This window comes from Streptomyces durmitorensis, from assembly GCF_023498005.1.
In the GTDB taxonomy this organism is placed as follows: domain Bacteria; phylum Actinomycetota; class Actinomycetes; order Streptomycetales; family Streptomycetaceae; genus Streptomyces; species Streptomyces durmitorensis.
The window spans coordinates 865,342-877,395 of sequence record NZ_CP097289.1 but is presented as its reverse complement, the minus strand read 5'-3'; the positions used below and the strand labels follow the sequence as shown (position 1 = coordinate 877,395).

The 12,054-nt window shown below is 72.2% G+C and carries 9 protein-coding genes; 2 read left to right on the top strand and 7 right to left on the bottom strand.

Features of this window, described 5'->3' with window-relative positions:
- Nucleotides 1-34: 34 nt before the first annotated feature.
- Nucleotides 35-973: a GlxA family transcriptional regulator gene (locus M4V62_RS03785; protein WP_249585767.1), complete on the bottom strand. Its 939-nt coding sequence runs from the start codon at nt 971-973 to the stop codon at nt 35-37.
- Nucleotides 974-1,238: 265 nt separating this feature from the next.
- Here M4V62_RS03785 and M4V62_RS03780 point away from each other — a divergent pair, with 265 nt between their 5' ends.
- Complete coding sequence (locus tag M4V62_RS03780) at nt 1,239-1,748, top strand: hypothetical protein (RefSeq protein WP_249585766.1); 510 nt, start codon at nt 1,239-1,241, stop codon at nt 1,746-1,748.
- 130 nt (nt 1,749-1,878) lie between these two features.
- Nucleotides 1,879-2,877, top strand: a complete 999-nt coding sequence (locus M4V62_RS03775) for a D-2-hydroxyacid dehydrogenase (RefSeq protein ID WP_249585765.1) — start codon at nt 1,879-1,881, stop codon at nt 2,875-2,877.
- A 45-nt stretch (nt 2,878-2,922) separates the two neighbouring features.
- Here the strand turns inward: M4V62_RS03775 and M4V62_RS03770 are convergent, their stop codons facing one another.
- The 6 genes from M4V62_RS03770 to M4V62_RS03745 all read right to left on the bottom strand — a co-directional run bounded on the left by M4V62_RS03770 (nt 2,923) and on the right by M4V62_RS03745 (nt 12,031).
- On the bottom strand, nt 2,923-4,125 hold the full coding sequence (locus M4V62_RS03770) for a type III PLP-dependent enzyme (protein WP_249585764.1): 1,203 nt from the start codon (nt 4,123-4,125) through the stop codon (nt 2,923-2,925).
- The gene (locus M4V62_RS03765; RefSeq protein ID WP_249585763.1) at nt 4,122-5,939 is read right to left on the bottom strand and encodes an IucA/IucC family protein; all 1,818 of its coding nucleotides are present in this window, start codon (nt 5,937-5,939) and stop codon (nt 4,122-4,124) included. The genes M4V62_RS03770 and M4V62_RS03765 overlap by 4 nt, the downstream gene beginning before the upstream one ends.
- Nucleotides 5,939-7,165 carry an MFS transporter gene (locus tag M4V62_RS03760; RefSeq protein ID WP_249592686.1) on the bottom strand — a complete coding sequence of 409 codons (1,227 nt, stop codon included), beginning with the start codon at nt 7,163-7,165 and terminating at the stop codon, nt 5,939-5,941. Before M4V62_RS03760 ends, M4V62_RS03765 begins: the two co-directional genes overlap by 1 nt.
- Nucleotides 7,165-8,760, bottom strand: a complete 1,596-nt coding sequence (locus tag M4V62_RS03755) for an IucA/IucC family protein (protein WP_425574972.1) — start codon at nt 8,758-8,760, stop codon at nt 7,165-7,167. Before M4V62_RS03755 ends, M4V62_RS03760 begins: the two co-directional genes overlap by 1 nt.
- A 905-nt stretch (nt 8,761-9,665) precedes the next feature.
- A complete protein-coding gene (locus M4V62_RS03750; RefSeq protein ID WP_249585761.1) occupies nt 9,666-10,916 on the bottom strand; it encodes an ATP-grasp domain-containing protein in 1,251 nt (416 codons plus the stop codon).
- Between the two features lie 110 nt (nt 10,917-11,026).
- Nucleotides 11,027-12,031, bottom strand: coding sequence for an ABC transporter substrate-binding protein (locus tag M4V62_RS03745; protein WP_249585760.1), 1,005 nt, complete (start codon nt 12,029-12,031; stop codon nt 11,027-11,029).
- Nucleotides 12,032-12,054: the final 23 nt, after the last annotated feature.

Sequence of the window (12,054 nt, the reverse complement as noted above, 5' to 3'; positions counted from 1 at the left end):
GGCCGCTGTCCCTGGCTCCGCCCCTGCGCCTGCCTCACTGGAACGCCTTGCGGTAGGCCTGCGGGCTGACACCGGCGACGCGCTTGAAGCGGTCGCGGAAGGCGGTGGGCGAGCCGAAGCCGACCTGGACGGCGATGCGCTCGACGGTGTGGCCCGTCGTTTCGAGCAGGTGCTGCGCCTGCCGGATGCGCGTGCGGTGCAGCCACTGCAGCGGCGTACTGCCCGTCTGCTCCCGGAAGCGGCGCAGCAGGGTGCGGGTGCTCATGCCCGCACGGCCCGCGATGTCCTCCAGGGTGAGCTCGCGTTCGGCGTTCTCCTCCAGCCAGCGCAGGAGCGGTTCGAGCTCCGATCCCTGCGGTGTGGGCGGCGCCTCGCAGACGATGAACTGGGCCTGGCCGCCCTCGCGTTCCAGCGGCATCACCGAGAGGCGGGCCGCGTCCGCGGCGACGGCGGAGCCGTAGTCCCGGCGGATCAGGTGCAGGCACAGGTCGAGCCCGGCTGCGGCGCCCGCGGACGTCAGGATCTGGCCGTTGTCGACGTAGAGCACGTCCGGGTCGACGTCGATGTCGGGATGGCGCTCGGCGAGTCTGGCCGCGGCCGCCCAGTGCGTGGTGGCGCGGAGCCCGGACAGGAGGCCTGCCGCGGCGAGCGTGAAGGTGCCCGCGCAGATGGAGGCGATCCGTGTGCCGTCGGCCGCCGCGTCCCGCAGCGCGTCGAGCACCGCGTCGGGGACCGGCCGGGACACGTCGGCGATGCCCGGCACGATGACCGTGTCCGCGTCCGCGAGCCCCTCCAGGCCCCACGGCGCCCGGAGCGTGAACAGACCGGCGTCGATCTGCGGCGCGGCGGCGCACACCCGCACCCGGTAGCCGGCCCGGCCGCCCGGCAGCCGGGTACGGCTGAAGACCTCGATGGGGGTGGACAGGTCGAACGGGATGACGTTGTCCGGCGCCAGGACGGCCACGGTATGCATGGCGGCAACGTACGACAGAGTCGCCATCCCGCCAAGCGCGTGTGCAGGGGGTTCGGCCTTCTCGTATCGGTCGGGACGGTCGAGAAGCAGGCCAGGGAGTCGATGGCGGTATCTCTGCGAAGCGTGTCACTAATGCCACTGTCGGCGGCCGGAGGCGCTCGCTAATCTCGGCGACCGGGTCCCGTTCGGGAGCCGTCAGACCTCCGCAGTTCTCCGCCGACATCCGTCGTTCTTCGTCGTTCTCCGAATCCCGAGGGCTCCCGCTGTGACCAAGTTCTTCCTGACGCTCCATGTGCTGGCAGCCATTCTCGCCGTCGGCCCGGTCACCGTCGCCGCCAGCATGTTCCCCCCGGCCCTGCGCCGCGCCCAGGCCGACCCGCAGGACGCGGCGGCCGTCGCGTCCTTGCGGCTGCTGCAGCGCATCTGCTCGGTGTACGCGTTCGTCGGCGTCGCCGTCCCCGTCACCGGCTTCGCGACCGCAGGCAGCCTGGGCGTGCTCGGCAGCGCCTGGCTGATCGCCTCGATCATCCTCACGATGGCCGCGGCCGTGGTGCTCATCATCCTTGTCCTGCCGCGCCAGGAGGCGGCACTCGAAGCGGTGACCGAGAAGGGCGGCGACGGCATGGGTCGTCAACCGGCCGACGGGGCGGGCGTGGTGGCCGTGGGCGAGCGCACCGGTGCCCAACTGGCCATGTACACGGGCGTGTTCAACCTCCTCTGGGCCACCGTCACCGTCCTCATGATCATCAGGCCCGGCTCCACGACCGGGGCCTGATCCCTCCTCCGCCCCTTCCTCGGCCGACCGGCAGCTCCGGACAGATCGCTGTTGACCCCCGTGGAGCGAACCCCCTAAGTTCGGTGAACGTGCGTTCACCAGCGCTTTCCTTACCACGGGGGTATCAGGAATGGTCCGTGCACCACATGCTCCGCAGGCCTTCGACCGGGCCGCCCTGCCACCGGACGCCGGCCTGTACGTGGAGCTGGCGCTCGACGCCGCCGAACAGGAGCGGCTGCGCGCCGTCGCGCCGGGCCCGGTCTGGTTCGCCGAACCGGACTCCGGATCCACCGACGACGCGCGTGTCCTGGCCGAGTCCCACATCGCCCTCGGCAACCCGAGGCCGGACTGGGTGGAGAAGGCGCCGCAGCTGCGCTGGCTGCAGCTCGCGTCCGTCGGCATCGACCGTTACGTCGGCCTCGACTGGCCGGCCCTGGGGCAGCGCCTCACCGTCACCAACCTCGGCGGGCTCTTCGCCGACCCCGTCGCTGAGACCTGCCTCGCGGGCATCCTCGCGCTCTACCGCGGCGTCGACGTCCTGGCGGGACTCCGCACCAGGGAGAGCTGGTCGAAGCTCGACGTCCGGCCCGGACTGCGGCTCCTGGGCGGCGCGAACGTCCTCATCCTGGGCAGAGGGTCCATCGCTCTGCGCCTCGCCGAACTGCTCGCGCCCTTCGGCTGCTCCGTCGCGCACTTCGCGCGGAGTGATGGCGACATCCGCACCCGGCATGAACTCGACGCCAGGCTCTCCGAGTTCGACATCGTCGTGGGGCTCCTTCCGGGTACGGCCGGGACAGCCGACCTCTTCGACCGGCGGCGCATCGACGGGCTGCGCCCCGGCGCGGTCTTCGTGAACGCCGGTCGCGGCACCCTCGCGGACGAGGACGCCCTGGTCGCCGCCCTCGCGTCCGGCCGCCTCGGCGGCGCGGTACTCGACGTCACCCGCGAGGAGCCGCTGCCCGCCGGACACCCCCTGTGGAGCTGCCCGAACGTCATCCTCACCCAGCACACCGCGGGCGGCTCGCGCGACGAGACGGAGCGCGTCATCGACCTGTTCGCCGACAACTGGCAGCGGCTCTCCGGCGGAGAGCCGCTGCACAACGTCGTGCGGTGGTCCCAGGGTTACTAGGGCGAGGGTGAGGGCGAGCGAGGGCCGGGCGCTCACCACGGATGGTCAGAGGAAGTGGAAGCCCGGCCCCGGGTGCATCAGGAAGTCGTGGTGCGAGATGTTCCACGCGTACGCACCCGCCATCGCGAACACCACCCTGTCCCCGGCCCGCAGCCCCGCCACCGGAACCTGCCGTGACAGGACGTCCTTCGGGGTGCACAACTGCCCCGCGAAGGTCACCCGGTCCTGAAGCGCCTCCGACCGGGGCCAGGGATGCGGCCACGGCTCGCGGGTGGGAAGCACGGTGCAGGGCTGATCGTGGCCCTTGGCCGCGGGGGTGCGCAGATGGTGGGTGCCGCCGCGCACCACCGCGAACTCCTCGCCGTGGCTCTGCTTCACGTCCAGGACCTCGGTCGCGTACCAGCCGCAGTACGCGGTCAACGACCGCCCCGGCTCGATGCGGAGCGTCAGTTCGGGGTGTGCGGCGCAGAGCCCGGCGAGGCCGTCCCCGTACGCGGCCCAGTCGAAGAGGGCGCCGGGCCGCGCGTAGTCCACGCTCATGCCGCCGCCGACGTTCACCTCCGCGAGGCGGATGCCGTGCCGCCGGGCGAGCGCCTGCGACCAGGTCACGATGGATTCGGCGACCGCCAGCTGCCGTGGTGCGTCGAGTCCGCTGGCCAGATGGGCGTGCACGCCGAGCAGACGCAGCTGGGGGAGGCTGCCGTCGGTGAACCGTGCGACCACGGAGTCCGCCTCACCCGGGTCGATGCCGAACGGAGTCGGCCGTCCGCCCATCGCCAATGAACTCCCCGCCAGGGACGCGGCGTTGAGGTCGAGGTTGAACCGGAGCAGGACGCCGACGCGGGCGTGCGGCACGACGCGGGCTGCGAGCGCGGCCAGCATCCCCAGCTCGTACGCGCTCTCCACATGGAAGCGCTCCACGCCGAGCTCGAGCGCGGCCGTGATCTCGTCGGGCGTCTTGCCGGGCCCGCCGAAGGCCAGCGGACGGCCCGTCACTGCCTTGGCCACATGGGCGAGTTCACCGCCCGACGAGACCTCGTAGCCGTCGACGTGCGGCCCGAGCGCGGTGAGGATCTCCGGCTCCGGATTGGCCTTGGCGGCGTAGTAGAGCTCGACCTGCGGGGGGAGCGCGGCGCGCACGGCGGCGGCATGCGCGGCAAGCGCCGACAGGTCGTACAGATAGGCGGGCAGCTCCTGCGGAGCGAGGCCGAGGGCGTGCTCACGTACGACGGGAGTGGGGGCGGTCATTCGGAGGTGCTCCAAGGTGCGTCGGTGCGGGTACCCAGGTCCCGTACGTGCTCGGCGAGCGGAAAGGGTGAGGTGAGGCGGACGTACCCCGCGTCCCGGTCGGCCTTGCGCTCCCAGCGGGTGAGCAGATTGGCCTTGGCGGGCAGCGGGACTCCGGCGAGCAGGGCGCTGAGCCGGGGCGGGCAGCCGTGCGCGTTGGCGAACTCCTGCACGGTGGCACGGACTTGGGACCACAGCGCGGGCTCGGTGTGCGGGTGCAGGTCGGCGAGGGCCGCGAGCAGCTCGGCGACGTGGTTGACCAGGAGGCAGTAGACGACGCGGTCCCAGCCGCGCTGCGCGTCGTACGTCATCGGGGCCGCGACCTCGGGCGGGAGCGCGGCCAGGGTCTTGGCGTGCCGCTCGGGGAGCAGCTTGGTGCCTTCCAGGTCGCGGAAGAGCACCTGGGCGGGCATGCCGTCGTCGTCGACGCAGACGAGGACGTTCTGCAGATGCGGTTCGAGCACCAGGCCGTGGTCGAAGTACGCGGCGAGTACCGGGGGCAGCAGGAGCCGCAGATAGGTCCGCCACCACCCGAGGGCACGCTGCGGCCCCGCGCCTTCGAGCAGGCGGGAGATGTGGCCGGGGCCCGTCGGATACTCGTCGGCGACGGCCGCGGCGAGCAGCGGTGTCGTACCGGGAAGGAGCCGTCCGGCCAGGCCTTCGCGGACGATGACGCCGAAGCCCTCCAGGAGGGCCAGGTCGGGAGTGCCGTCGGGCCCCGGGAGCGCCAGGCTGCGGTAGGCGGGCTCGCGGAGCACGGCGCTGCCCGGGAAGCGGGCGGCCAGGTCGTCCAGGGCTCCTTCGAGTACGCGGGTGAGCGCGACGGCGCCCGACAGTTCGTAACTGGCGTTCTTGCGCAGGCAGTTGGTGATGCGGACGTTCAGGCTGAACTTCAGGAAGGTGTCACCGTCGTACAGCGTGCGCACGGATGCGGTGGCCGCGAAGGGCGCGCCGCAGGGTCCCAGGTCGATGACGTCCCTGCGGTCCAGGGCGGCACGCAGCCCGGGGTGCTCCCGCAGCAGGTCGTACTGCCAGGGGTGCACGGGAAGCAGCCGGTAGCCGTCCGGCACCGTCCCGAGGCGGTCGAGCGGGGCCGTGGCATCCGGCCGCGCCGTCTCCTCGGCGACGAGGTGGTCCCGTACGGCGAGATGGCGCAGCGGGAAGGCCGCCGCGGTCTCGGGGGCGTACGCGGACCAGTCGGCGAGGTCGCCGCCGCGCGCCTTGGGGGTGGGATGGAAACGGTGGCCGAACAGCAGGGACTGCTCGGAGGCGAGGTAGTGAGCGAGCCACTTCGGGGCGTTCTCCGTGGCGGGCACCGGACGGTCGGCGGCGAGCGCGGCGCTGACGCCCTGGTGGCTGGAGGCGATCTGCTCCAGGAACTCCTCGTTGCGCACGCCCGTACGCAGCGAGAGCTCGGCGTGCGTGTACTCGGCCAGGCGCGGCCAGTCCACCTCCACCCAGGCGCCGTCGCACTGTTCGGTCACCGGGCCGGTGAAACGGTGGGCGCCCAGGAGGGACGCGCGGCGCAGCGCGACGCGCAGGAGGACCCCGCGGCGCGGCAGCCGGAGCAGGAGGTCGCCGCCGACGACGGCGGTCTGGTGCTCGGGTCCCGAGACCTCGCGCAGGAGGCAGTTGAGGAGGGTGTGCGTCACCGCCTGGTCGGCGCTGGGCAGACGGATGGGTGCGGCGCCGGCGACGTGGGCGCCTGCGGTGAGGGCGGCGGCCTTGGCGGGCGCCCAGGACGGGGCGGAGAACGTGCCGGTCGGCAAGGACATCAACGGCTCCAGCGGATGCGGGGCGAGCGGCGGAACAGGGCGGGAAGGGTGGCGGCGGCCAGCGCGACCAGGGCGATCGCGGTGCCGGTCAGGAGGGGCGCGGGCAGGCCGATGAGGCTGTTGCCGGCCGCTGCCGCGAGACCGGCGGCGACCGCGCCCCCTTTGGAGACGAGCTCCAGCGTGCCGAACATCCCGCCCGGGGGTCGGCCGTGGGCGCACTCGGCGGCCAGCACGGACAGGCTGACCAGGCCAAGGGTGAGGCCGGCGCCGAGCAGCAGCCGTACGCCGGTGAACGCGGTGAGCGAGTCGGCGGCGCCGTGCCCGGCGAGACCGAGCGCGACCAGACCGAACCCGGCGGCGATCCCCTGCATGGGGCGGCGCTCGACGGCCTGGTGCACCCGCAGTGCGAACAGGAGATAGCACAGGTGCGGCAGGGCGAACAGCGCGCCGGACACGACCGGGGAGACGCCGGGTATTCGGTCCTCGACCAGAGCGATCAGGTAGGGGAAGGAGATGACGGTGGCGAAGACGAAGGCGAACTCGAAGGCGTAGAGCGCCCTGAGCGGCGCGAGCGGGGCGGCGGCGTCCGGTGCCTCGGTCGGCGTGGCGACGGAGAGGTCCGCCGTGGGTTCGGGGAGAGCGGCGAGCATCGCGGCCGCGGCCAGTGGCAGGACGGCGAGCAGCGCGTACTGGCGGTGCGGCGAGACCCAGGGGGCGAGCGAGCCGACCAGGATCGGCGCGAGGACGAGCGCTGCCCGCGCGGCACCCTGCATCAAGGTGAGCGCCTTGGACAGGCCCGAACCGGTCAGCGCGGCGGCGAGGTATCCGTTGGACGCGGCGAACGTGCCGCCCAGGACGCCTTGCAGGACCAGTGCCGTGACGAACGCGCCGAGCGAGTCGGCCCAGCCGGCCAGCAAGAAGGAGACGGCGAGGCCGAGTTGGGCGCGCAGGAGCAGCCGTTTTCGGCCGAAGCGGTCGGCTGCCCGGCCCCACAGGGGCGCGCCGAGCGCGCCGAAGACGGTCGGGACGACGTACAGGAGCCCGGCCCAGCGGGCGTTCGCGTCGCCGAGGTCCGGGAGGATCGCGGTGAGGTACGGGGGCAGACCGAGCGCGGCGAAGGACGCGACGAAGTAGCAGGCGGCGACGGCGTGCACCTGGCGACGCCCGAATCCCGCGCCCACGGACGGGCCCTCCGAAAGGGCGTGCGCCGACGATGCGGTGGCCATCATGAAGTCCCCGTCATCCGCAGGTAATTGGGCCCTGTCGTGTAGTGCTTGTTGATGTCGGCGGCCCCGGAGCGCTCCTTGGAGAGCAGGGTGCCCGCGGTGACCATCGCCTTGACGGGCAGTTCCGCCGCGTCCAGGACGTGCGTCCGCAGGAGCGCGCCGGGTTCGCCGGGGCCCGTGCCGAGCCGGTCCGCGGCCTCGGCGAGCCGGTCGCGCACCAGCCGGAGCAGCCGCTCCAGCGGGGCGTGGCCGTGCCGGGCGAGACCGAAGGCGTATGAGCCCGCGCAGAGGTGGAGGGTGATGGTGGTGAACACGTCGAGCACGGGCAGATCACCGTCGACGAAGATCCGCGCATCATCGAACACGCCGTACTCCGCCGCCTGTTGCCCCATGGCATCGCGCAGCCGGGCGAGGTTGATGCGCGGCCCGTCGTTGTCCTTGAACAGCAGCCGCAGCCGGGTCCGGCGGTCCGCGCCCTGGTCGATCACCAGCGAGATGTTCTGCTGGTGCGACTCCAGGGCGATCCCGTAGGCGAAGAGGGTGGTCTGCCAGTCGAAGAGGAGGGTGAGCGTGGCGTCCAGGAGGGCGAGGGGGGCGCCGTCGTAGAAGCGTTCGGCGAGGTGGTCGATGATCAGCCGGCCATCACCGGGTGCCGGGCACAGGAGCGCGGCCATCGGCACGACGGCGGCGCCGTCGAGACCGGCGGGGTAGCAACGCAGGAGCACGGCGAGGAGTTCGTGCCCGGCGTGCGCGAAGCGGGTTTCGTCCGCGTGTAGGACGACACCCTGGAACCGTGGCTCGCGGGCGATGACGGCTTCGACGAGCCGCTGGCCCGCGGCGCCGTCGACGAGGGTGCCCGGCTTGATGGTGCGCCGATTGCGCAGGCCCAAGGTGGCAGTGGCGAGCGGCAGTTTGAGGTGGCGCGTGGGGTGCGAGGCGAGGGCGACGGTGCGCATCGACAGGGTCGGTACGACGTCGGGTCCTGGCTCGTCGAGGAGCAGGGCCCGCTCTTCCAGCCCCGCCTCGCGCAGCGCGTCCCGCAGAGGGCCGTCCGCGGTCAAGGGGTGCACGGGGAGCACGAGATGGCTCCCTTCGAGCTCGGGAACGCCTGCCTCGCGGGGCGAGAGCCAGGCATCGGTGCCGCCGCCGACGGTGAGGGCCTCGCGGGGCAGGGCGAGCTGGCGCAGCGCGAAGGTGGGGTGGAACTCGGGTGCGTAAGCGCGCAGTTGTGCGACGGAGAGGCCGGAGCGGCCGCGCGAAGTCGGATACACCGGATGATCCGCCCGCGCGGCGAGGGCGTCATGGCCGAGCCCGCCCGCGAGTCCGGTCCAGTCGGCGGGTTCGCTGCCGTACCGCCCGGTGAGCAGGGCGTCCACCTCGTCCCTCGTCGCGACGTGCAGCCGCATGGCGTCGAGCGCCTGCCCGCACTCCACGGCGAGCGCCTCGAACCCGCCGCGGTCGACAGGGTCGGCGAGGTCACGCAGGGCGGACAGAATGCTGCCGGTGTCGGTGAGTTCGACGCCGTCGGACTCGCGTCGGAGCAGGGGGAGCCGGGCGGCGTACGTTGCCTGATAGCCGTCAGGACGGACGGGCATCAGCAGGGCGTCGCCGGGCCCACACCCGTCGGAACCCGCGCCGAGGGCGCTCCCGGCCGACATCGGCGGATGTCCGGTGCCGTCGCCGCCAGGCCGCGAGGCGGCGGCTCCGGCGGCGCATTCAGCTGCCGCGGGGCCAGTTGGTGGCGCACCCGGCAGCCCGCCCTCTCTGCTCTCGGTGGCGTCGGCGGTGTGCTCGGCTGTGGGAGTCTGGGATGCGGTTGTGTGTTCTGCGGAGGTGTGTGGGGTGGGGTTGTTGGGCGGGGTGTCAGGTGTCGCAGGGGTGGTTGGTGCCGGGCCTGGCAGGCTGGCTTTTCTGCTCTCGGTGGCGTCGGCGGTGTGCTCGGCTGTGGGAGTCTGGGATGCGGTTGTGTGTTCCGTGGAGGTGTGTGGGGTGGGGTTGTTGGGCGGGGTGTCAGGTGTCGCAGGGGTGGTTGGTGCCGGGCCTGGCAGGCTGGCTTTTCTGCTCCCGCCCGCGTCGGCGGTGTGCTCGGCTGTGGGAGTCTGGGATGCGGTTGTGTGTTCTGCGGAGGTGTGTGGGGTGGGGTTGTTGGGCGGGGTGTCAGGTGTCGCAGGGGCGGTTGGTGCCGGGCCTGGCAGGCTGGCCATTCTGCTCCCGCCCGCGTCGGCGGTGTGCTCGGCGGCGGGAATCCCGGACGCGGCTGCGTCTTCCGCGGAGGCGTGTGGCGCGGGGAGCTTGGGCGGGGCCGCAGCTGCCGTGGAGTCATCCGGTGGTGCCACCGGCAGCCTCAGCCACAAGCCGTCCGGATGCCGCACCGTCTCGCTCCGGGTGCGCCACCCCACCACGTCCTCGCGCAGAAGCGCGCTCAGCACACGTAACAGGAGCTCGCCCTCGACGCCCTCGGCGGTGGAACGTACCGCGCCCGTTCCGTCCGTCAGGCGCGTCACGGCGTGATCTCCCAGTGCTGCTCGGCGAGGAAGTCCGCCACGGCCCGGTCCACCGCTGCCTGTTCGGTGCCGGTGGCCCGGACCACGCCGAGGAAGTCGCGGTTGGTGCCGTGGAGTTCGTGCCGTTCGCCGACCTCGCGCAGCGGACGGTACGTCAGTCGCACCCCGCCCACCGTCACTTCGCTGGCGCGCGGCGCGGCCGTCAGCGTGCCGGAGCTCCGCGCGCACGGATAGTCGAGCCGGGCCCGGCCGTCCGTCCGCGCGCCCAGGTCCGAGGGGAGTGGCTCGCCCAGATGCGTACGGAGGATGTGCTCGAAGAGCGGTACGTCCAGGAGCTGCGCCAGGAGCAGGTCGCACTGGTCGCCGATGGCGCGGTAGTTGACCTCGATGAGCCGTGCCCGCCCCCGCGCCACCACGAACTCCGTGTGACAGGCCCCGAACCCCACACCCAGCACGTCCAGTTGGGCAAGGACCTGGGCCGTCACCTGCTCCGGATGCGCCGGGACGAACGTCATCCGCTCCTCTATGAAGTACGGCGGCGGCGACACCTCCGTACGAAAGCCGCCCAGGACGTGCCGGACACGGCCGTCACCGAGCGTCTCCAGAGTGCACAGCTCCCCGGCGAGATACTCCTCGACGACCAGTGCCGCCCCCGGACGCCGCGCCTGTATCTCCGCGCACCGCCGGATCAGGTCCGCCGGCCCCTCGGCCAGCACCACGTCCTCGCTCGCCACGCCCTCCCGCGGCTTGACCACGCACGGGAACGGCACGTCGAGGGCCGTGAGTTCGGCCGGATCCTGGTCGGCGGAGAGCTCCGCCGACCAGACCGCGTCGGCCCCCGCAGCCGCCAGATGGCGGCGCATCTGCGCCTTGTCCTTGGTGCGCAGCGCCACCCGCCAGTCCTTGCCGGGCAGCCCGAAGTACTCGGCGGCAAGGGCGGCCTGGGTCTGGAGGTGGTCGCTGTTGGTGAAGACGGCGGCGGGGGGGTGGTGTGCGGAGATCCGGCTGATGACGGCGCGGAAATCGCGCACGTCGCACTCCAGGATCTCCAGGTTCTCCGGGATCTCCGGCGTCTCCGGGGTCTGCGAGGTCTCCGACGACTTCAGGGTCGCCTGGGCGGGACCGCGCCGGTGGGCATCGGGCTGATCGGTGAGGAGGGTGACGTCGAGGCCGAGCCTGCGCGCGGCGGGCAGAAAGCCTTCGGTGACCGAGTCGGTGGGGTTGCGGGCAAGGACGTACAGCCGCATGGCGGGGGTCCACTTCCGGGTGCGAGCGGAGGTGCGTGTGGGGGAGGGGGAGGTGCGGGCCGGTGGAGCGGCCCGCACCGAAGAGGCCCTGAGGGTTCCGTGAAGGCCGCCTACTTCGCGGGCAGTTCGACGTCCGTCGCCTTGGCCACGTCCTCAAGGACGTGCTCCGCGGCCTGGACCCCGATGCCCGACATCCACGTCTCGTCCGGGACCGTGAAGACCTTGTCCTTCTTGACGGCGTTCAGGTCCTTCCAGACGGGGTTGGACGTGACGTCCTTCTGCTGGGTCTTGTCGGGAGCGTCGGCCACCGTTACGAAGATCAGGTCGGCGTCGGCCTTGTCGATCTGCTCGGGGCCGACGTCGAGCATCGTCTTCTCGGGGTCGGACGAGTTCTGCGACGCCGGGCGCGTGAGGCCGATGTCGTGGAGGACGATGCCGCTGTAGGAGGACTTCTGGTAGAGCCGGGTCGGTCCTGCGACGAAGCGTACGACCGAGGCCGACGGCATCTTCCCGTCGTACTTCGCCTTGATGGAATCGCCGAGGGCCTTGGCGCGCGTCTCGTAGCTCTTGAGCGCCGTGTCGGCCTTGCTCTCCCTGCCGAGGGCCTTGGCGTGGACCTTCAGGTTCTCCTTCCAGGGGGAACCCGTGGTCTCGGTGAAGACGGTCGGCGCGATGCCGCCCAGCTTGTCGTAGACCTTTTCGTGCCGGACCTTGGAGGACAGGATCAGATCGGGCTTGAGCGAGGCGATGAGTTCCAGGTTCGGCTCCTCCATCGGGCCGACGTCCTTCACCCCGCCGATCTTGTCCTTGAGGTACGAGGGGAAGCCGCCCGAGGTCTTGAAGTGCGGGGAGACCGCGCCGACCGGCTTGATGCCGAGCAGCGTGACGTCGTCCAGCTCGCCGGTGTCGAGGACGACGACCTTCTGCGGCCGTGCGGGGATCTCGGTGCTGCCCATGGCGTGCTTGACGGTGCGCGGGAACCCGGTGTCGGCGGCGGCGTCGGCCGTCCCCTTGTCGTCTCCCTCGGAGCCGCCGCACGCGGCGAGTGCGCCGGTGCCGAGGACGACGGTGAGCAGGACGGAACTGAGCCTGCGCGGAAGGCTTCTGGTGGTCATGAGGCCTGGATCCCTTGCTGTGA